This is a genomic window from Ktedonobacter racemifer DSM 44963 (genome assembly GCF_000178855.1).
GTDB lineage: Bacteria > Chloroflexota > Ktedonobacteria > Ktedonobacterales > Ktedonobacteraceae > Ktedonobacter > Ktedonobacter racemifer.
The window spans coordinates 1597011-1616741 of sequence record NZ_ADVG01000001.1 but is presented as its reverse complement, the minus strand read 5'-3'; the positions used below and the strand labels follow the sequence as shown (position 1 = coordinate 1616741).

Annotated in this window: 20 protein-coding genes; 11 read left to right on the top strand and 9 right to left on the bottom strand. The window is 51.3% G+C overall.

Annotated elements, in window-relative coordinates:
* Positions 1-54: 54 nt before the first annotated feature.
* The 4 genes from KRAC_RS07110 (at position 55) to KRAC_RS07090 (ending at position 4563) form a co-directional block, all read left to right on the top strand.
* Positions 55-1683: a beta-N-acetylhexosaminidase gene (locus tag KRAC_RS07110; RefSeq protein WP_007905612.1), complete on the top strand. Its 1629-nt coding sequence runs from the start codon at positions 55-57 to the stop codon at positions 1681-1683.
* Between the two features lie 83 nt (positions 1684-1766).
* On the top strand, positions 1767-2165 hold the full coding sequence (locus KRAC_RS07105) for a hypothetical protein (RefSeq protein WP_007905610.1): 399 nt from the start codon (positions 1767-1769) through the stop codon (positions 2163-2165).
* Between the two features lie 733 nt (positions 2166-2898).
* Positions 2899-3711 carry a pentapeptide repeat-containing protein gene (locus tag KRAC_RS07100; protein ID WP_007905608.1) on the top strand — a complete coding sequence of 271 codons (813 nt, stop codon included), beginning with the start codon at positions 2899-2901 and terminating at the stop codon, positions 3709-3711.
* 468 nt (positions 3712-4179) lie between these two features.
* Positions 4180-4563: a DUF7715 family protein gene (locus KRAC_RS07090; RefSeq protein WP_007905601.1), complete on the top strand. Its 384-nt coding sequence runs from the start codon at positions 4180-4182 to the stop codon at positions 4561-4563.
* A gap of 45 nt (positions 4564-4608) precedes the next feature.
* Here the strand turns inward: KRAC_RS07090 and KRAC_RS07085 are convergent, their stop codons facing one another.
* Positions 4609-4941 (bottom strand): hypothetical protein, encoded by a 333-nt coding sequence (locus tag KRAC_RS07085; RefSeq protein ID WP_007905599.1) that lies wholly within the window; start codon positions 4939-4941, stop codon positions 4609-4611.
* Between the two features lie 497 nt (positions 4942-5438).
* Here KRAC_RS07085 and KRAC_RS07080 point away from each other — a divergent pair, with 497 nt between their 5' ends.
* Together KRAC_RS07080 and KRAC_RS07075 are read left to right on the top strand one after the other, a co-directional pair.
* Positions 5439-6356 carry a hypothetical protein gene (locus KRAC_RS07080; RefSeq protein WP_007905597.1) on the top strand — a complete coding sequence of 306 codons (918 nt, stop codon included), beginning with the start codon at positions 5439-5441 and terminating at the stop codon, positions 6354-6356.
* 460 nt (positions 6357-6816) lie between these two features.
* Entirely contained in the window at positions 6817-7446 is a 630-nt protein-coding gene (locus KRAC_RS07075; protein WP_007905594.1) for an IS607 family transposase, read from the top strand.
* Positions 7447-7666: 220 nt separating this feature from the next.
* Here KRAC_RS07075 and KRAC_RS07070 read toward each other — a convergent pair whose 3' ends face one another.
* Positions 7667-8146, bottom strand: a complete 480-nt coding sequence (locus KRAC_RS07070; protein ID WP_007905593.1) for a DUF4268 domain-containing protein — start codon at positions 8144-8146, stop codon at positions 7667-7669.
* Positions 8147-8194: 48 nt separating this feature from the next.
* A complete protein-coding gene (locus tag KRAC_RS07065; RefSeq protein ID WP_007905592.1) occupies positions 8195-8437 on the bottom strand; it encodes a hypothetical protein in 243 nt (80 codons plus the stop codon).
* Positions 8438-8685: 248 nt separating this feature from the next.
* On the opposite strand from KRAC_RS07065, the gene KRAC_RS61005 reads away from it, so the two are divergent.
* Together KRAC_RS61005 and KRAC_RS07055 are read left to right on the top strand one after the other, a co-directional pair.
* Positions 8686-9807, top strand: coding sequence for a hypothetical protein (locus KRAC_RS61005; protein WP_052568064.1), 1122 nt, complete (start codon positions 8686-8688; stop codon positions 9805-9807).
* The gene (locus KRAC_RS07055) at positions 9808-10086 is read left to right on the top strand and encodes a hypothetical protein (RefSeq protein ID WP_040442062.1); all 279 of its coding nucleotides are present in this window, start codon (positions 9808-9810) and stop codon (positions 10084-10086) included.
* On the opposite strand, the gene KRAC_RS07050 is transcribed toward KRAC_RS07055, so the two are convergent.
* Entirely contained in the window at positions 10078-10392 is a 315-nt protein-coding gene (locus KRAC_RS07050; protein ID WP_007905589.1) for a DUF1841 family protein, read from the bottom strand. The two genes, KRAC_RS07055 and KRAC_RS07050, sit on opposite strands and share 9 nt — an antisense overlap.
* 490 nt (positions 10393-10882) lie before the next feature.
* Here KRAC_RS07050 and KRAC_RS75635 point away from each other — a divergent pair, with 490 nt between their 5' ends.
* From KRAC_RS75635 to KRAC_RS07025, 3 genes are all read left to right on the top strand, one after another.
* On the top strand, positions 10883-11380 hold the full coding sequence (locus KRAC_RS75635) for a hypothetical protein (protein ID WP_040442059.1): 498 nt from the start codon (positions 10883-10885) through the stop codon (positions 11378-11380).
* Positions 11304-12140, top strand: coding sequence for a hypothetical protein (locus KRAC_RS75630; RefSeq protein ID WP_157506337.1), 837 nt, complete (start codon positions 11304-11306; stop codon positions 12138-12140). Before KRAC_RS75635 ends, KRAC_RS75630 begins: the two co-directional genes overlap by 77 nt.
* A gap of 416 nt (positions 12141-12556) precedes the next feature.
* Positions 12557-13021: a hypothetical protein gene (locus KRAC_RS07025; RefSeq protein WP_007905588.1), complete on the top strand. Its 465-nt coding sequence runs from the start codon at positions 12557-12559 to the stop codon at positions 13019-13021.
* Positions 13022-13150: 129 nt separating this feature from the next.
* Here the strand turns inward: KRAC_RS07025 and KRAC_RS07020 are convergent, their stop codons facing one another.
* The 5 genes from KRAC_RS07020 to KRAC_RS07000 all read right to left on the bottom strand — a co-directional run bounded on the left by KRAC_RS07020 (position 13151) and on the right by KRAC_RS07000 (position 19519).
* Positions 13151-13519 carry a calcium-binding protein gene (locus KRAC_RS07020; protein WP_007905586.1) on the bottom strand — a complete coding sequence of 123 codons (369 nt, stop codon included), beginning with the start codon at positions 13517-13519 and terminating at the stop codon, positions 13151-13153.
* A gap of 538 nt (positions 13520-14057) precedes the next feature.
* Positions 14058-15263: an RNA-guided endonuclease InsQ/TnpB family protein gene (locus KRAC_RS07015; RefSeq protein WP_007905584.1), complete on the bottom strand. Its 1206-nt coding sequence runs from the start codon at positions 15261-15263 to the stop codon at positions 14058-14060.
* 250 nt (positions 15264-15513) lie between these two features.
* Complete coding sequence (locus KRAC_RS61000) at positions 15514-18399, bottom strand: helicase-related protein (RefSeq protein ID WP_007905580.1); 2886 nt, start codon at positions 18397-18399, stop codon at positions 15514-15516.
* 118 nt (positions 18400-18517) lie between these two features.
* Positions 18518-18871 (bottom strand): hypothetical protein, encoded by a 354-nt coding sequence (locus KRAC_RS07005; protein WP_007905579.1) that lies wholly within the window; start codon positions 18869-18871, stop codon positions 18518-18520.
* A 147-nt stretch (positions 18872-19018) separates the two neighbouring features.
* Complete coding sequence (locus KRAC_RS07000) at positions 19019-19519, bottom strand: hypothetical protein (RefSeq protein WP_007905578.1); 501 nt, start codon at positions 19517-19519, stop codon at positions 19019-19021.
* Positions 19520-19731 lie beyond the last annotated feature (212 nt).

Here is a 19731-nt window from a genome sequence, read left to right as displayed (position 1 = left end):
GGCCTGTACGAGAATGCGTGGGCAATCTCTTTTTCTTTGAAGGAGCAATGTTAAATGCATGTACGCGTTCCTCTCAATCGCCCCGAACTGTCTATTCTACCCCAACCTGCCAGTATCGTGCGCGAAGAAGGATATTTTCAGCTGACCCAGGACACCGTGATCGTTACAGACCAGGAGACACAGGCTATCGGCACGCTGCTCGCCAACATGCTGGCACCTGCACTCGGCTTCTTGCTCAGTGTGCTTACAGATGAGCATACTCATCTCCCCACTATTTCGCTGGGCATTGATTCCCAACTGGCACACCTGGGCCAGGAAGGGTATATGCTCAAAGTCACTGCGGGCCAAGCCACGCTGCGAGCAGCTCATCCCGCTGGAGTGTTTTACGCCACTCAGACGCTCAGACAACTGCTCCCAGTCGAGATCTTCTCTTCAACGCCAGTCAGCCGGACGTGGACTATTCCGGCTGTCAGTATCGAGGATTTCCCTCGCTTCTCGTGGCGCGGGTGTATGCTCGATAGCGCGCGTCACTTTATTCCAATGCAGGAAGTGGTCAAGCTGATTGATGTGCTGGCTTTCCATAAAATAAATGTACTACATCTACACTTGACAGATGATCAAGGGTGGAGGATCGAGATCAAAAAATATCCCAAGCTGACCGAGATAGGTGCGTATCGCAGGGAAACAGTGATCGGGCACGCAAGGAGGCCACAGGGATATGACAGCACACCACATGGCGGCTTCTATAGCCAAGATGATCTACGCGAGATCGTCGCTTACGCGGCAGATCGCTTTATGACGGTTGTTCCTGAAATCGATATGCCTGGGCATGCCCAATCGGCTATTGCGGCCTATCCTGAGTTGGGCGTTTTAAAAGCACCGGTCGAAGTGGCGACAACCTGGGGCATCCACCCCTATCTGTACAATCCGACCGAGGCGGTATTTCAATTTCTCAAGGATGTCCTGAGCGAAGTGATGGCTATTTTCCCCAGCACTTTCATTCACATTGGTGGCGATGAAGCCATCAAGGATCAATGGCAAGACAGCCAGCAGGTGCAGGCACTCATCAAAGCGCTGAAATTGAAAGATGAGGACGAGCTTCAGAGTTGGTTCCTCTCACAGATTAGGACGTTCCTCGCACACAATAATCGCCGACTCCTGGGATGGGATGAGATTCTCGATGGTGGCCTACCATCTGGAGCCACAGTGATGTCGTGGCGAGGGATGGATGGGGGGATCATGGCTGCACAATCACACCATGATGTGGTCATGACTCCCACTTCGTCTGTCTATCTCGATTACTACCAGTCCAACGATCCTGCAGAACCGCTAGCTATTGGCGGCTACCTTCCTGTGGACAAGGTGTATGCCTTCGATCCCACCCCAACCGTACTCACACCAGAGCAGGCACAACATATTCTCGGTGCTCAATGTAATCTCTGGAGCGAGTATGTTCAGACCACAGAGCATCTGGAGTATCTGCTGTTTCCACGTGCCATCGCACTCTCCGAGGTCGTCTGGACGCCAAAGGAGCGCCTCGAGTTCTCCGACTTCCGAGGGCGATTAGCAGTGCATGAAGCTCGACTCGCCTCCCTGAACGTCAATTTCCGACCAGTGGAGAAGTTGGACCAGGAGCAGATGTTCCCAGCGCGAGCAGATTTGGTCGTTCCTGGTGGTTTTTAAGGGGGAGTGGAAACAAAACCTGGTGCGGCAAAACTCGACAGAGGGACACTGGGTTGGACTCCGAAACGAGAAATCTGTTTGTAATGCTGACACAGCAACACGCACTTTTTCCATCACGTCTCTTCCCTCATTTTCATCCAATGTCGCTTTTGACCACTTACACAAAATATTTTACACCCTCTAATGGCAACGCTGCTCAGGCTGCAAATATGGAAAACGCCTTAGACACTTTAACGCCGTTGCTTTCGGTTGAAACGCTAACCGTATTACAGTTACTCGGCTTTAATTTTAAGCAAGCCATAGGTGAACCGCTCACTCTTTTACTGCAAAAGTTTATTACATCAAAAATCCCCGCAGATCCACAGAGTAACATTGAATACAATAAATTAGTAGTGACACACAATATTGAAGCTCTCAAAGTGGTTCAGGACAAAGATGCGGCTGATAGGTTGGAGCAATTGAGGTCTAAAGGTATTTTATAGTTGCCTACCGTCTTTTAAGGCCTGTTAACACGGTCGGGGTCTTTGTATGCAGATCGATCTATCCCTTGCAGCATCGGCAAGTCGGCAAGAGTCGCAAGGGTGGGTAACATCGGTGGTGGTACGGTTCTCCGCTTCTGTAGCATGGGGTGCTGCCGCCAGTCCATCCCGCTCTAGCTTGAATGGCGGTAGTGCCCGATGAAACCCTATAACCTCATGGCGTAGGAAATCATGGGTGCTCAGGAGTGGTACAGCCTGCTCTGAGCGGCCTTCGCTGGTGTGGCCGTTCTGCAACCAAGGAGGAAAGAATGAATTAGAAATTGTTTATCAGAGACTTTCTGAAGGTTTATGTGTCCATTTTTAACTTCATGAAATTATATGAGTCCAAACCGTAAAAAAGTGTTTCCTTTCACTCTTAAATTTTGAGGTTAAGAGGGGTCTTCTACTGAAATTATATGCCATCCAATGCGCTGCAAAGAAATGGGAATAATAACAAATTGTCATTAATACCATGGTTTTAGAGGTTTTCTAAAACTATGCTTCCTATTTCTCGCTCCAAAACTATGCTTCCGTTTTTCTATATTATGTAAGGCAGTTTCTAAATTGGATTTAGTGGTGCAATCGCTATATACTGCTTAAAGCATCTATTTTTTAAAAAAACTAGGATTACCCCAGGAAGTGGTAGCAGCGTTTTCCTCAAGATCGGCTCTTTCGTTCATACAAGGAAAGAAAACCCATGGCAAATCAGGAACATCTGGCTCTCCTCAAACAGGGAGGAATAACATGGAACCGGTGGAGAGCCGATCATCCTGAGATCGAACCTGATCTCACGGATGTAGATTTCGAAGAGATTGACCTCACTGGAGCAGATCTACGCGGGGTCGATCTGCGAGGAAGCTCCTACAGTTTAGAGATGGATGGAATGGATTTACAGAAGGTCAACCTCAGTGGGGAAGATCTCAACTATGCTTATCTCAGGCACATCAACTTCAGGGAAGCCAACCTGAGCGGGGTTTGTTTTGACTCTGCTCTCTTCGTTGATGTTGACTTGCAAGGAGCCAATTTGCAGGGAGCTATCCTGGAACAGGCTGGTTTGACCAGAGCCAACCTGAGTGGTGCTGACCTGAGCGGAGTGGATGCAACCTGGGTTGGTTTGGATGGGGCGAATCTCAGCCAGGCAAACTGCTTTCGGGCTGAGTTGAGTGGAGCTTCTCTCAAAAATGCCAACCTCTGTGAGACGAATTTGCGAGAAGCCAACCTGAGCTCACTTCATTCTGATTGGCAAGAGGAACCCTGGGCAACATTTGAGCCAGCGAATCTCAGTGGAGCGGATCTTCGTGGTGCAAATTTACACCGGGCGAACTTGAGGGAAGCTGATTTGAGCAATACAAACCTGCGCGGAGCGAACCTGGAACAGGCACAAGTGGAAGGAGCGAATTTCCAAGGAGCGGATCTTCGTGGGATTCCCTGGACGATCATCACGACCTTGACAGCACAATCGGGAGTGAACTTTGAGGGGGTTCTCTTGGAAACTGCTGGGAATGAGTGACCTGGCTGAAAATCTCACCTTCTCTCCTCTTCCCCCAACACCACAGGCTCGTTTAGGAGAGCAACAACCAGTGCGCCATGAGGTGGCTTCGGTCAAGACCATTGGCAAGTCACAATTCCCAAATGCCATTTTTCTAAAATTACTGCGGATTCCGACCTTTTTTCTAAAGTTATAGGGCCACTCTAGACCCTCCTCATGCTCATTCTATTCTAAAATTATTGCGGACGGCACACTGTGAGAATTTGTAATTTAACCCATGAGTTTTGCAGATTCTCTTAGATAGAGAATCAGGGATGCCAGCAAGAACGAAAACAACGTTCTTGCTGGTGTTTGTTTTTATCGTTTTTTGCTTCTTCTTAAGAGTGGACAATATCATGAAACTGTGACAAAATGGAACAAAAGTTCAGTTTTTGGCTGAGTAGCGAGGCCATAAAACTGATGATCCCTTATGACGAAGAGGAGGCATGCATGAGTACACCGATTCCCATCTTCGTTGCAACAAGTCAAACCCAAGGACAACGCGACAACGATTTCTGCTTCGTGCCCGAGGGGGAGATTGTCACCTTCCCTGTCTTCACTTGCACGGGCGAAGAGGCTGATGGAGCGTGTGGGTGTCGTCGCTCCTTGTGCGGAGTACACTCCTCAACAGGCACGACGACGATGAAAGTCGCTCTGCTCGAAGGTGGACGTCCTGCATTAGAGCAAGCGATCCGTTCTTCCCTCAGAAGGGGAGGATGGCCACAAGTCGGGGTTGAGAAGACGATTGCAAAGATCGTCACCGCAGCCTCACAGTTTCCCATCGGGACGATTGTGGAATGGCGCGATGACATTTTTACCGCTCGGAAGAGCTAAGAGATATTTATCCTTGCACCAGCTACTTTGATGCCCCTTTGTCTTTCATGGCTCAAGCAGTCCCTCCGAGTATCTCCACTTCAGGTCCTCCAGAGCTTGCTCCTGCTCTTCGGCAAGATAGGCTTCATGCTCTTCTGGAGTCATCTGCTCTATCGTATACACAAGCTTGTTTCCGTCCCAACCAGCGTCGAGGAGAAAACCATTTCGCTGTGCTTCCTGCTGGAGCTCATCCAATTCGACGTCAACACTCGAAAAGAACTCGTAGTCGCCGCGGGCAACTCTGCGCTGGAAATCAGGGAGTTGCTCGAACTCGGCATATCGCCTCTCCGACAGTTCGATATAGCGATGAAGCGCCTGCTCTTTGTTCAATTCAGTCATCAGACCTCTTGTCTCCCTCCTAATTGCATAACATGCCCAACGCACTGTCTGATTTTTTCGGCTCGCTCTTTAGAGCGACGCCTACAGACACGATTTGCCATACTTGTGATTACAGCGACAAAGTCGTCTACCAAATCATGGCTGTGTCTGCTGACAACATAAACTTAAGATGGAGTCCTTGCAGTTTACTACACCTGAAGTTTTTCTGCAGAACGGCGCTTCTCCGAAAAGATCTTGGTTCGGACGAAGTTAGGAAAAAATTGAACTGACATAGTATACCAGATAAAGAAAGCGAAACAGTGTATCCTCTCCCAATAAGCGTGAATTTGTCTTACTTAGGTCTGTATTCCGTCTTGACTCTTGGGACAACTATAGAGTAAAGTACCCTTATTCTGTAATAAAAACTTTAAATGACTTATTCATGGATCAAAAAATGTCGCAGGTACATAGGCTGTTGATAAGGTATTAACGAGAAAAATTTGCAGGAGCGAGCAGCTATGGGGATGTACGGCCTCGAAGAAGAATTCTGGGTTAACGAGTATCATTTTGAAATCAGCTTCAGCAGTGACAATGATGTTGGCCTCTGCCAACGAGATGTTACGGTGGGGCATCGCCAGAACGTAGAGGATCTGGCTCTCGCCGACTTTACAGGCGTACAACTACTCAAAGCCTATGAGGGCCCTGATCGAGTCATACGCCGGGAAGCCTTTGCCCACCAGGTCGAGTCGCTTCGTGCTTCCTATAAAGAGGCGCGACGAGCACCACATGCGAACAGTAATCGTTTATTGCGCCAAGAAAAGAAAGACCTCAAGCGTCTTGAGAAAACTCTTGCACAGGAGTTATGTGCCCTCGATCGGAATCTGTTTGATCTCAGCAAAATACAGGACCAGGTCCGAATCACGGAGCACGACCACTTTCTCCGGTCCTTCTATTTTGATGAAGTCAATGATCGTTACATCCGCAATTTCTGCCGTAAGTATGCATCTGATCCAGCCTATCGAGCCAGTGTGGAGGACGGTTCCGCGCTGTGGATGGAACGCAATGCCCTGTTTCTCAAGAACCTAGAAAGGTCGGGCTGGCAAGAGACAGTAGGGGAGCTTCCCCCGGACACCCACGGGATAGCACAGATCCAAGCCCTCTTTGAAGAGCAGTTGTTTCTGTGGATCTGTAAACATGCCAAGAAGATTTTTGCTGATCCAACGTACCAACGTCTCAAACAGCTTGAACAGGCATCTGAGGCAACTTGCCGTGCAGGCGCGGCCGATCCTGGAATGGAGGAAGTGGTTGCAGCCTGGAACGCGATTCCGGGTGTCGTTGTCAGCAGTTCCTGTCAAGGGGCCAGTGGAGTCGTCAGCTATGCAGGAAAATCCCTACTGGTGCCTCGGCACATGATGAGTGCGCGAATGTGGTTGTGAGACTGAACGATGGGTCCCTCGCCGAGGTGATCGAGCGTTGTAGGTCTGCGTCCCGCATATTCACTTGACGCGATTTGATCGGCCCGTGAAATCGTATCGAGACCCCTATCAAAGGCATTGCGAGTTACGGAGCGATACCGCACTGGACAATCCACGGGTTCGGCAGGATCTGGTGGCTCTCGCATTGGAAGTAAGAGCACAGTAGCTGCGCTAAGGGTATCTCATGAAGCTTATACATTAAAGATTAGTAGTACTTATGTATAGAATATTCGAAGTGCTTTGAGCTTGTTGTACGTTAAAAGCTGGAAATGTGTTGATTTATGCTTATACTTAGATGTGTGAAGGTGCTAGGTAAATTGCAACTGGTTGACATTCTCATTAGGCTTCTCACCCCGTACCGCAATTCTGATTATAAGGTCGATAAACAGGGAACCTGATACGATCGATAAGGAAACAATGCATGAAGAAATCACTAGAACCATCTCCCATGCGGGTGGGAGTTGCAGCTCACACATTGGGCTTGCATCCAGTAACCGTTCGCAGATGGATCAAGGAGGGCAAGATTCGAGCCATCCGCGTGGGAAACGAAGCCCGCATCCCGGCTGCGGAAATCGCGCGCTTAATGGGAGTGCAACACAACAGGGCAGTACTGTTGTATGGACAAGTCTCGGGCCATGACCAGCAGGAGGATCTCCAGTCCCAAATGGAAACACTTGTAGCCTGGGCGAAGCGAGAGCGCCCGGAGCAGCAAATCGTCGAGCTGTCAGATATTGGCAGCGGGCTGAAGGCGAATCGAAAGCAGTTGCGGAAGATGCTGAGTATGATCCAAGCCAACCAGGTAGATGAAGTCGTCGTTACCTATGCTGACCGCTTGACCCGTTTCGGTTTGGAGTATCTGACCCTATTTTTTGCAGGCTACGGTGTCCGCCTCACTGTGTTGCACCCAAATGAGGGAAAGACGCCAGAACAGGAACTGACCGATGATCTCATTGCTATCTTGACGTCTTTCTCGGGGCGTCTTTATGGTTTGCGCAGCCACAAGCAGAAGGAACTGGTAGTGCGCATAGGGGAAGCGTTGCAAGCTACTTAAAGTACTCTGGATAGCACTTCACCTCTCTATCCTCTTTTGTAGAGCGTGCTCTGGAGAAGGAGACCTGCACGCTAGCTCAACCTGTGTCCTCTTTTTCGTGAGGGCGCTCAGATAGTCTGAGGGGCTTTGGTCTTGCCACCTAGAGGTTGGTTGAAAGCCTTGCCACGCTCCTTCAATGGGTATACCAGTCAGTTCACGTAACTGGTTTTCATACAAAGACTCAATCCTCTTCGAGCCAGCGTTGGAGATGAGGCACAACCGCCCGCTCCAAACGCACCATGGCATCAATCATTTGCGATTGGATCGATGGCCAGGCTTCGCGATCCAGATCACGTAAGCCAGGGCAGGCGATCGTCCAGGCAAGTGCAGGGTGTGGCCAGGAATGCTCCGCATGCTGCGTCTCTCGCAACCAGAGCAATGATCCGCCAAAAGCCTCGTCAATCTGCTCTCGCCAACGAACGAGGCTCTCGTAGATCTGCTCACTGTCACTGCGCAGGAGTGCAAACTCAACAAGCGCATTGGGAGCGTTGTACTCCAGACGATAGCGGAAGCAAAACCCGACACGGCAGAACTCAACAGAGGAACGCCGTGTCGGGCTCCGCAGTGAGAAGCCCGTCTGGCGATTTGATCGCGGAAGCAAACTCGCCCAGAAGGCATGATAGGTTTGGCTGATCTCTGAGCCTTGGGATCGTCTTCTCATCTTTCTTTCCCATTACTACCCCGTTTCTCTGTGAGAAAAAACGGCCTCTCAGCGAATATCCTGAGCCATATATCGAATGGATACGCCCAGATCATTGATCCACTCGATCCACGCAATAGGCTGTATCCATTCGTCGCGGGATGCTGTTCTGACTTCCAGAATGCCCTTTCGCCTGCGGGCTCGCGTAATTTTGCGTCTCCTGGTTAGGCCCTCAATCTGGGCGTAAGTCTTGTAATACTGACAGATCAGGTTGATATCTCGAACGTTCACCAATGCGCGTGCTTTTTCCATGCTCTGCCTCCTTCGTTGCTCACATATAACATATCACGCATGTGCTCCTTGGGAGCAATTATCTGAATCAGTTGAGCCTAACCTTCAACCAATGCGACAGACCTGGCAAACAGCTTTGACATCATGCCAGGATGTTCAATATTCTTGTTCCACGCTTATTGTTTTGTAGCGTACTTTTTCTACGTTGACCGCAGAGTTATTCTACGGTTATGGTGACCTTTTTCGCTGCTCGATGCTCATTCTTTTTCATGTTTACATACGAATTCATGACCAGCGATCGACCTCTGACACGGGCACAACTCGATGCAGTCAATGCCCTTTCCAGTCATATCGAGGTATCTTCCACCCATGCCCTCATTGAATATCAGTGGGGGAACTTCAAGCACGACCCCATCAAAGTGCTCTACACCTTTTTTGATGGCTTTCTGTATTGGGCCAACTGGGGCTCGCCCGAACTGGCTTTGCGTTTCCCGCATGGAATCTTGCCAGCCGAACTCATCAATGGTTATGATCTCGATGAGTTCGTCACGTTCACCCGGCACCCAGATTATGATATCCTTGATATCCACTTTGGTGAGATGGAGAGTCCTGATGAGTGGATTGACTATGAACTGGGATCACTTATCAGCATTCGCGACGAATTGATGGATGGCGACCTGCGATCGCTCTATGTTGTCTGGTTGGCCAGTCAGCGCATGATGGGAAACGGCGATGAAGAGGACGATGAAATCAATGTACCACCTGTTCCGCCCGCCTTTAGCAAGTTAACAGCAGCGCAGCAAGCATTGGCGGAATTGTTACAGGTGCCGCAAGAACTCCTTGCTGCTGCGGCTCAACATAGCCAAGCAACCGCACCATCGACTGACGATGATGTTGCCGCCTGGGTCAAGTTGCTGCCCCCAGATCGCTGTAGCGATTATCTGATTCGATTAGCACACAATGAGCCGCGTCTGAGCCGCCTGCTTGTCAAGGAGTTACGCGAACTGAACCCTCGCAAAGCCAGCCCAATTTTTCCAAGAGGTGAGCGTGTTCCTTATGCTACCCTCTTCGCCGAAAGTAGGACCATAAAGGCTCGGCAGGAACGCGAGGAGCGTGAACGGCAGCAGGAGATCCATCAGCAGCACCTCCAAGATATTCACGATCACCAGGATAACTACTGGCACCAGGTCGATCAGGCGGTGACACGTGGTTCAGGCGCAGGTTACGACGAAGCTGTTCGCGTCTTGATCGAATTGCGTGAGACCGCCAGCCACTTCCAGAAAAACCAGGAGTTTCAAGAGCGTTTCTCGGCCTGGGTCCAGCCACACCTGCGTCGTCCCGCCTTTGTCAAACGCTTGCAAGACCGCGCGTTTGCGTTGCCAGAAAGGTAAATGTTGGTCCATGCCGATACAGAAGAAAGCGGCGAAACGTTTTTCTGCCCAGATGCAATGGCTCTTTCCCCTCTCTCATCATTTTGTTCATCGGTGGCTGCCAGTCTGAAAAAAGAGAAGAAAGGACTTGGTGAAATTCTGAACCTCGCAAAAACGTGGAAAGAGCTTTTTCTACAATCAGTGCGGATGCTGATACTCTTTCTCAGGCGAGAAAACGGTTCTTCACCTTCTGTGCTCATTCTATTCCAAAAATTGTTCAGGACAGCACATTTAGCCTAGTTGCTCAAGAAATGCGGCAAAACGTGCTCGATCAAACGGTTTGTGGTCATGCATTACAGCCCAGATCTCTTCTACCACTGCAGATCCAATCATCTCTATGGCTTGCTTACGCGAATACCCTTTCCCCAGAAGTTGCTCAAGTGCCTGTCGCGTTTCAGGAGGATCATTGTGACGAACCTGATTTTCGACCACCTCCAGGATGGCTGCTTTCAGGTAAGGATTGAATGGGGTCTCCTCATCATATGCTTGTTCGACCCCTCGGTTTTTACTGCTTGACCTCTGGTGCTTCTTTCGCTTTTCTCTCATCTGCTTTATTCCTCCTTCTGGCAACTTCCCCCTCTGTATACTATATTATCTCTGGCGTTCTGAACAGCTACTTTACAGCAGTCGCTGGCGTCTGGAAATGGACCTCCTGGGAAAAGAAGCACGCCTTTGCCTCCAATCCAAACGCCCAGGAGCCAGAAAGCATCACTCTGTGAAAAGAGATCAAGGCGCTCACATTCTCAGATTCATGGAATACCACTTGGGGGAGCACCCTTTGAATCGTGCAATGTACTGAGGAATACTGTTCATCTTTTCCGAAAAAGTCCGTTGCCGACTGCCTCAACGACGGTCTCTTCCGTCTGCGCAGATGTTGTCTCGTGAGAAGATTCGAGGTATAACATGATCGGGACCGTCGTACAGGAAGAAAAACAGGTCCCAGGTAAAAGGGATCTAAAAGCGGCCAGGCCACGCGGTCAGTGAACGTGAAACCACTTTGAGATGCTGGCAGAGAAAGGGAACGGAGGAAACCTCGATGGCAAAAATCCACCGTGGAGCGAATGGGAAAGATCAGCCGGGACTCATGGGGCGGCTCGGCGAAAAGAGCCGCGAAGAGCTCCTGGCTTTACTAGAACAACTGGTGCAACGACAGCCTGAGATAGAACCCTTACTAGAATTGCTGGCGGAGCTGCCGCTGACGGCAACGACCCAACAGAAGAAGCGGCCAGGCAAGGGGCGAGAGCGGACGCTTGATCCCTCCGCGATTCGAAGTCAGGTGGACTCGGCTTTCTATCACGCGGGAGAAGGATGGGATGCGGCCAGTCGCGTTGCAGGTGATTTAGAGCACCTCTCCGATATTGGTAAGGACTTTGCCGAGGTGGGAGAGTGGGCCAACGCTCAGACGGTGTACGCAGTTCTTGCAGAAGAAACGATGATCCACTATGAGGGATTACACGATGAGGGCCAGGTCAGTTGGGTTCTGGGTGAATGTGGTCGCCTGTCTGAACGCTCAGTCCACGCTCCCACAACATGAACGATTGGGTCCTTCAGCACGCGAGGAGCTGTTAACAGCGCTGTTCGACCTCTGGAAATTTGGCTACAATTATGGTGGAATTGGGGAAGATGTCGCTGAGGCGCTGGCGGAGCACGCAACAGCACAGGAACGGAAGAGCATTGAAGCATGGATACGTGAGGAGTTGAGACCCGGGCAGGACTTCTCAAGCAAGTGGCACAACCGCCACCTCATCGATTTTCTGGCAACACTCAAACAGGCAGAGCACTTCAATGATGAAGATGTCCTTGAAGAATATCGCAAAGTCGGCCTGTATAAAGAAATGGCAGAGAAATGCTTGCAGCTTGGCCGTCAACAGGAAGCACTGGCCATTGCCCAGGCTAACTTAACCGAACCGATGGATGTGACCTGGTTTGCAGAGCAGTTGGTGAAAGCAGGGGAAATATGGCGAGATCCGGCTCTGGCTTTTGTGGAAATGAGGCTGGGCGAGGTCAAACCTGCTCTCCCGGGCAAGTCACAGGACTTCACCAATGCACAGACCGTCGAGACGTATCGGCGCTGGCTGGGCGAAAAGTACCTGTTGTACGGCCAGGCAAAGCAAGCGACGGACATGGAGCTCGAGCGTTTCCAGGCGAACCCGGATCATACCACCTATCGCTCCGTTCGATCGGCAGCCCTGGCAACTGGTCAGCCGGGAGATCTCTGGCCTACGACCACAGCTAATCCAGACGTTAGAACAGCAAGGACGTTGGGGAGCGCTCGTCACTCTCTACCTGGATGAGAAAGAGATCGGCCAGGCGCTTGCAGCCTTGGCGGAGATGGAGCATACACCAGGAGCGATATCCATAGGATGGCGCTTTGAGGGTCCTGCGAGCCGCTACCAAGCGCAAGTGGCAGAAGCGGCCGAGAAGTCTTACCCGAATGAAGCACTTCGGCTTTACAAGCTTGTGGTCCAAAGACTCATTGATGGGCGCGGACGGGAAAATTATCAGCAAGCGACAGGCTACTTGACTCGGATCAAGCGCTTGTATCAGAAGCAGGGACAGGATGCGGAATGGGAGAGGTATATTACCACCCTGCGGAACAGTAACAAGAGTTTACGAGCGTTAAAAGAAGAATTGGACAAAAGAGGTCTCTAATGGAGCACTGAAGACCTGTGCGTTCGCTACGCGTGACCAGGGAAAGTGAGGAGAAAGAATGGCCAATCGGAAGAAGAAAGTCACGACACAGCTTGGCAAGCAGCCCCCTCGTTACCGCTTTTTTCTTAATCCGTACCAGGATATGCGGTGGACAAGGTGTCCGCAATGCGACAACACGATGCATCAGCGAAAGCTGCCGCTGGTGATCCATGTCGATCCAATGCAAGTGCTCTCTCTCAACAAGACGTGCCGCTATTGCCCCTACTGTGACCTGCTTATTGCTCATCAAGACGATGTGGAGCATTTTCTTGCCACCTTTTTCGGGGAGCAAAAGCCAGAAGTCGTTGGCAATGATTACCTGGTACTTGGAACACTCGACAAGCCAGCATGGAAACAGGGGACACAGCAACAAATGACCTTGCAGGAAATGCTTGAGGCGCTGCATGATTTCAAGGAAGTAGTCACATTCAAACTGACCGGAGGTTGGGTCAGAGATGGGACGAAACTTCCTAAAAAACCTTGAGCAATCAGCTTCTCTCCGCCTGGAGAAGCCAAAAGAAAAAGCGTCAAAAAGAAAATATCTATGCGCGTCTCTTTCATCACAAAGGCTGAATGAAGCTGCTGTGCGGACCAGAGGCCCGAAAATAGGAGATCACAACGCATATCCTCGGTTCACCCAATACTGCCAATCCTCTATGGCTTGCCGAGCCTCCTCATCGACCTGAAGACCTTCGAGCTGTATTAACGGCACAGCAAATTGACGACGGTTCCATTGGATCGACACTAGCATATCATGCTCACACACCTCATCTGGAGCCATTGCTACCACTTTAACTACTTCTCCTGGCTCCAATGGCGAGGTTGTGTGGCGAACAGCGCAACGGGCAGAGAACGGAAACTGCAAGGTATCGGATAAATAGGTATACCAGCTTGTCGCTTGCTCTTCGGGACCATAGGCATCCACGATAATTTCCATGTGGATACGCTCTTCACGTTCTTCATCTTTGTCGGGACGAGTCATCTCTTTCCTCCTGATATCCATAAAGATCAAGAATCTACAAAACGTTATCACCTGGCTCCCTGCCACTCAACAGTATATAACAGGCGCCAAGCTAAAGAACTGAGCGGCCTGGCTTGACCAGGGGACGGTTGCAATCAACAGTAATCGGAAACATCGTGTTGTACAATTTGTCGGTGAGCCCGCTTACGACTATACCTGAAGTTTTTCTGCAAAACTATGCTTCCTCATCAGAATAGCTAACGACATAAAGCCAAAAAAACGGATTTAGCCGTCTCTTCTTTCAAGCTTAGATGGCTACAACTTCCTGCAAAACTATAGTTCCACGAATCTGCAAGACCATGGGAATAATGACAGTCATTAATACCATGGTTTTAGAGGTTTTCCAAAACTATGCTTCCCTTTTCTCGCTGCAAAACTATGCTTCCTCGAAAAGACACAGTACATATGAAAGCAGAAAAACGTAGTCGCTCTACTTTCTCATTGATCTCAACTGTCTGATAGGACAACGCCAGGTTATATCGTGACTTCTCCGCATGATCTAAAGACCAGCGGCTTCTCGCAAGTACATTTCCTCCTTGCGAGCTACACCGATATGAGGCATGAACCTCAGACCGATGGGGGCAGCCATATCAGCCCCAACTACGTGAGGGATACCCATTTCCCCACGATACTTGTACCGAATGTTGCAGGCTCCTACAAAATCACGATGCCCTTTCCACCCACATGCTTTGTTCGTACAACAGAAATTGCGTCCTTGAACCGGGCTTTTGCGCCGTTTCCCACAGACAGGACACGTCTTGCTGGTATAAGACTCTTCGTGTATCTCTACCACCATACCGACTCTTTCAGCCTTGTAGGTGAGTTTGTGTCGAAGAGAGCCAAAGGACCATTGGTGCAATTTTTGATTGTTCTTGGAGCCAACATCGAGGTCTTGTCGAATAGCTCGCACATCACCTATTGCCAAGGTCTGCACACCGTCTTTCTGAAGTGTGGAGATCAATCTTGACGTGCTCTGATGCTCAATAGTTTTGATCTGATTTGCCAATTTCTTCAGTTGTTTTTGCTTTGATCGGACAAGCCTTTTGCGACGACGCGAGCCTTTCTTTTTCGCGTCAATCTTCTTTTGCAACCTTGCTAGCAATTTGTTCCGATATTGCCGCTTCGACCTGAGTAACCGTCCATTGAGGATATAGGTGTGTTCCCCATCGTGACTGACAGCCATATGAATTTCACCTAAGTCGATACCAGCGATCTTGTCTCCGTTCTCTGGGACTGGCAAGAAGCAGGGTTCATAGGTTGCAATGGCTTCGTACTCGGTGCCAGTCCAGCGTATCACCAGTGTTTGTGGCATCGTCCAAGGCCAATCGAGAACAAGAGGCTCATTGCCCTTGCCATTGGAGAGGAGAAGCTTGCCATCTTTCATCCCCATAGCAGAGCGTTTGTACTCAATGCGAAAGTACCACTTACGCCGCCGTGGTGGCTTGGCAGTCGGGTCCGTTTTGCGCCGTTCCCTCCAACTTTTGAGCGAAGCAAAGAACGATTGCACGCAGGCATCAGCCGTATGAGCATGGAGTGTGTTGGAACTGTGCCATCGCATCAGATGCTTGGGCTTGAGCCAGATACCCTTTTTTCTGACCGTACGCCAGAAAGAGACAAGGGTAGCGGTATAGACTTCGCCGCAAGCATGGGCCAGTTCTTCAAGTTGTTTCGTCTTGCCGATCTTGACCCGTTTGATCTGATACATGTCGCTTCCCCTCCTCTCTCTCAACGTATTGCTCTAAGGCCCACATGACTTCGGCATTAAATGAACGCTTGTGCTTTCCCGCTAATCGGACCAAAGCATCATGGAGTTGCTTTGGATAGCGGGTATTGGTTGCTATAATTTCCTCTTTCATGTTGCCGGTATAGCACTAATTTAGCAACGTTGCAACAAGCAAGGGGTAAAACCAGGGACGCCTGACCGCGAGGGATAAATCCCTGCGGCTTGCGGCGGGCTAAAGCCCATAAACGTCATAGCCGCGATCTAGGTAGCAGTTTTCACAGAGCCGATAGTGATGGCGAAGGGGAAGGACACGTCCACAAGAGGCGCACCTCTTGCGAGTATCCAGCCGAGAGGGGAGAGCCTGATCAATACGCTCTGCGAGAACATAGCGAGCTCTGCGGACCTCTCCATAGCAGGGGCCAAATGGTCGAAACTCAGGAGTGCGCGCTAGCCACAGATACAGGTCGGCACAGGCTATTACCTGCTCAGCTCGTACCAGATCATCAGAACTGGCGAGATCTTTGGGCGGGTCTGGAGGGGAAGGAAGGCGGTCCCCTTTGACAAGCGCCCTGGCACACCATCGCCAGTAGAAGCGCGACTCCGGTCGTGCTGGTGCATGAGTCAATTTGACGGCTGCGCCCAAGCCCAGGTCTGCTTCTTCCTCTGGTTGTAGCATAGAAGCCAGCTCAATGCGATCCCCAAGATCGGCAGTCTTGATGAAGGATCGCATACTTGCCGGGATAGATTCCAACTCACACCACTGGCGCAGGCGAGCAGCAAGTCGCCCTGGAAGCAAGGCCAGGTCCGAAACCGATGGAGCTACATATGCCTGTCTAATTGGGGAAGGTGTCTGCTCAAATTGCTGGCGGAGAAAATCAAGATCTACCTTATTGAGCGCCGTGATAATCCCTTGCTCAGCCAGGCCAAAACGTCCTGCCCTCCCCCCAATCTGGTGAACCTCCATCGCGGTGAGTGGACGCACCCTCTTGCCATCATACTTTTTCGTTTCATAGAAACAGACGGCATCTGCGGGAAGGTTTAAACCCATGCCAATCGCATCGGTAGCCACGCAAATCTCCGTCTCACCGCAGGCAAAACGATCCGCTTGCCGACGGCGGACCTCTGGCGGCAATGCGCCATAAACGATGGAGACTTTTCGCCCCATCTGTTCCAGATCGGCCTTTAATGCCAGGACCATGCCTCGAGAAAAGGCGACCACAACGGTTCTTGCCGGAAGATCTCGCAACTTGTAGGGGGTGGTTGCCATCCTGAGTGGGACGAGGCGGGAAGATTGCTCAAAAGTAAACGGTTGCCCAACAGCGTAAAGAAGTCGTTCCACAAGAGGTCGAGCAGCAAGCGGCCCAAGCACGAGCATTTCTTCCGCACGCGCCTCCATCAGAGCACGTGTCCAGGCCCAACCTCGATCCGGGTCTCCCAACATATGGGCCTCATCGATAACCACGCACCCTCCTCCAGAACGGGCATCAAACATTTCAATCGTGGCGGCAGTGATCTGTGCTCCTCTTACAACAATCTCCTCTTCCCCTGTGAGGAGATTGCAAGCAATCCCTCTGCGATTGAGGGCGTCATATATTTCATAGGCTAACAGGCGCAACGGTGCCAAGTACCAGCCGCTGCCGGCAGCAATTAATCGTTCAAGCGCGGCCCGGGTCTTTCCGCTATTCGCCTCGCCCAGCAGAACTTTGATTCGCTGATTCGCTCTCTGCTCATGTCTCCAGTCCGGGAAGGTCGCAATGAGCTGCTCACGAAGCGCGCTCTTTTCTGCCTCTTCGCGAGCTTTCTGGGCCAGGAGAAGTTGCTGCCGCTCCTCTTCCGCGGCTTTCCTTGCCTGTTGAATAGCCCGCCAATTGCCATCGAGCACTTTCTGGTAAAGTACGTACGTAGCTGGCAGCTCCCAGCGCCCTCTGACTTCTCCCCAGGTGGCTCTCGTTGTTGAGGTGCCGAGTTTTTGCAGGCGGCGGTACATGCTACTCCGATGGACTCCACAAGCGACTGCCAGGTCGCGAGTTTTGAGAGTGATAAAATCCGCTATCTTCTCGTAAAGTTCTTCGTGGGTGGCAATGGCGTCAACGGTTGAGGCTGGTATACGGAGCCGGCCATCCGGGTCTCTAAATGCCGGGGCAATCTCCTGCTCTATAGCTGCGAGAAAGGCTTTCTCAGGGAGACCGATCCTCCTGGCCGCAGGCTGCGTGCGATAACTGCGACTAACAACCTGCATGCGATTGGTTTTGCCCCCTTTCGCCCCCGGACGTATGACCTCTCCGCACAGGTCAAGCAACTTCTTCCACTGCTCCTCCCTCGCCTGGACGAGCGTTTTCATCTGGGATTTTGCGTACTGGAGGGCTGTTTTCTCATCAATATCGCTGCGCCTCATCCACCAATGCTCGCGAGGAGGAAAGGGGGTGGTCAGGGAGATCTTGCCGACCTGCTTTTGATGATTCAGCCAGTGCCGCTGTCGGTCGTTGAACAGGCTGTTCCATTGGTCTTCGTTAAAGATGCCTGTGGCATGGGATGTGAGGGTCGCTATGGCTTCTGATACGTCTTGCTCTTCCTGGCTGCGCCTGGTCAAAAAAGCGGTAAGTTTTGCGTTGATTGTGACACGTAGAGGGTCAAAGACAAATTTTTCAGAAAGGGCGAGTATATCCTGCTCCTGGAGCCTCATCAGGACGCTGTGGTAATTTGGAATATCTCCAAAGCTTTCAAGCCAAAGAAAGCCCTCATCGCTCCGGTCGAGTCGCAGGATAGCCTGAATCTCATCGGGACAGGTTAATTTGCCAATGCGATGCTTTCGCATCTGCGCCAGTTCTTGAATGGTTGGACCAGCCACTGTCCCACCACTTGTTATTGCTGGAATTTGTGGGCGAGCCCATTTTTGCTTCTGACAGACATCCCTCCATGCCACACGGGAGGCATCAAAAAAAGTTAATCCCTTGCACCCTACTCCCCTCTGAGAGGCTTCTTTGCTTATCGATTTCCAGGAGCCATTCATCTTTTCTACATCAAACTGTTCGCGAATCTGCCACCATTCGAGGTATCCCTCAGGGACACGTTTCACCAGCTCTGCAAGCAAATCGACACTAAAAGGCTTTTTCGCCATCTACTTCCTCCACAGATATACGAGCCATTCCTGGATGAGTCTGCTCATGTTTCGGGCTTGCGAACGGCGCGAACGCCCCTCGCAAGCCCCCACATTCGATGCGGGGTACATGACTGACTTATAACCTCACATACCACTGGTCATCGAGGACATTGAGCGCTTTGAGCGCCGCGATGCCAGTGCGCCTGGCGGTGAGTCCAAAAAGCACTTTGTGAACTTCGATCACGTTAGACTTGTTCAATGCGCCCAGCTGTGCGCGGTACGCTTGGGTGAAGGCGAGCTGCACAGCCATGGGGCGTACGGCCATGGCGTTGAGCACCTGGTCGACGGTGTGCCACTGAGGCGGCAACGGCTGCCCAAAGAGATGCAGCGCGACCAACTCGGCGACGCCGCGATCATCGTAGTGTTCGATAGAATTCTGAATACTTCGTCGTCGATTCAAGGTATCCGTCGATGCATAATTTGCTGACATAATGATCCCCCTTGCTATTATCGGCGGTTGTAACACCTGAGCCCTGTAAGCGATCCGAACGATGCCTCCGTTGTTCCGAACTCCCGTGGGGTGGCGGTTGACGCTCTGAAAACGCCAACGGCGCGGCGAGACAGCGGGGTTGAAGTCTTACTTGTGGCGCCGCTTGTTCCGTTTCCTTTTTCCCCTCCGCCGCGACTGGGCCTTGTGGGGCGGAGGGGAACCAAACGCGTCCCTCGGCGGCGCGGAACCAATCTCTTCGGCCGTTACGATGTCGCCGCCGAGCACCTCTAGCAATTGCTCGAGCCATCCCTCTATTCCCATGCTGCGAATTTGCTTGGCGTTGACGTCGATCCACATCTGCTGCTGAACGAGAGGTGGATGTGCTGAGGCGAACAGAGGGTCTATGTTGATGGCCCTGGATGGGCTAATGAGTTGGCTTTGCGCGCAGGGCTTTCCCTCCAACACATCCAGCAGCTGTCTGAGCCACTGCTCGGCTCCTATCTCTCTCATATGAGAAGCGTTCTCCTGTACCCAATCAGCCTCCTCCGCGAGTTCCACGTGCTGCTCTGTCGGCTGCACCGCAGCCGTGATGGCGTAGAACGGATTGATGAGAATTCTCTGCAAGGTGTCTTCCGTGAAGCGCGCCACGCATTTCCCCTTCCTTTTGGTGTTGGTGACTGCACGATCAGTATCGGCGCTGTCTCTGGAAGCGAGGGAACGGAGTGCCTGTCTCCGCCTCGTCCTCCCTTGCAATGGTAGCAAGCCACGCTCACCTTAGGTCCACAAAAGTTCACGAGAAGCTCACGAACCTTCATGGGAAAGCCGAAAGATCCGGGTAGACAAGCTTGGCCTTCCCACCC

Bases quoted from the DNA above. Each gene is read 5' to 3' on its own strand.
- KRAC_RS07100 (WP_007905608.1), top strand. From the start codon at position 2,899: ATGGCAAATCAGGAACATCTGGCTCTCCTCAAACAGGGAGGAATAACA.
- KRAC_RS07075 (WP_007905594.1), top strand. From the start codon at position 6,817: ATGAAGAAATCACTAGAACCATCTCCCATGCGGGTGGGAGTTGCAGCT.
- KRAC_RS07065 (WP_007905592.1), bottom strand. From the start codon at position 8,437: ATGGAAAAAGCACGCGCATTGGTGAACGTTCGAGATATCAACCTGATC.
- KRAC_RS07005 (WP_007905579.1), bottom strand. From the start codon at position 18,871: ATGTCAGCAAATTATGCATCGACGGATACCTTGAATCGACGACGAAGT.
- KRAC_RS07025 (WP_007905588.1), top strand. From the start codon at position 12,557: ATGGCCAATCGGAAGAAGAAAGTCACGACACAGCTTGGCAAGCAGCCC.
- KRAC_RS75635 (WP_040442059.1), top strand. From the start codon at position 10,883: ATGGCAAAAATCCACCGTGGAGCGAATGGGAAAGATCAGCCGGGACTC.
- KRAC_RS07110 (WP_007905612.1), top strand. From the start codon at position 55: ATGCATGTACGCGTTCCTCTCAATCGCCCCGAACTGTCTATTCTACCC.
- KRAC_RS07085 (WP_007905599.1), bottom strand. From the start codon at position 4,941: ATGACTGAATTGAACAAAGAGCAGGCGCTTCATCGCTATATCGAACTG.
- KRAC_RS07105 (WP_007905610.1), top strand. From the start codon at position 1,767: ATGCTGACACAGCAACACGCACTTTTTCCATCACGTCTCTTCCCTCAT.
- KRAC_RS61005 (WP_052568064.1), top strand. From the start codon at position 8,686: ATGTTTACATACGAATTCATGACCAGCGATCGACCTCTGACACGGGCA.
- KRAC_RS61000 (WP_007905580.1), bottom strand. From the start codon at position 18,399: ATGGCGAAAAAGCCTTTTAGTGTCGATTTGCTTGCAGAGCTGGTGAAA.
- KRAC_RS07090 (WP_007905601.1), top strand. From the start codon at position 4,180: ATGAGTACACCGATTCCCATCTTCGTTGCAACAAGTCAAACCCAAGGA.
- KRAC_RS07015 (WP_007905584.1), bottom strand. From the start codon at position 15,263: ATGTATCAGATCAAACGGGTCAAGATCGGCAAGACGAAACAACTTGAA.
- KRAC_RS07070 (WP_007905593.1), bottom strand. From the start codon at position 8,146: ATGAGAAGACGATCCCAAGGCTCAGAGATCAGCCAAACCTATCATGCC.
- KRAC_RS07055 (WP_040442062.1), top strand. From the start codon at position 9,808: ATGTTGGTCCATGCCGATACAGAAGAAAGCGGCGAAACGTTTTTCTGC.
- KRAC_RS07050 (WP_007905589.1), bottom strand. From the start codon at position 10,392: ATGAGAGAAAAGCGAAAGAAGCACCAGAGGTCAAGCAGTAAAAACCGA.
- KRAC_RS07020 (WP_007905586.1), bottom strand. From the start codon at position 13,519: ATGACTCGTCCCGACAAAGATGAAGAACGTGAAGAGCGTATCCACATG.
- KRAC_RS07080 (WP_007905597.1), top strand. From the start codon at position 5,439: ATGGGGATGTACGGCCTCGAAGAAGAATTCTGGGTTAACGAGTATCAT.
- KRAC_RS75630 (WP_157506337.1), top strand. From the start codon at position 11,304: ATGAGGGCCAGGTCAGTTGGGTTCTGGGTGAATGTGGTCGCCTGTCTG.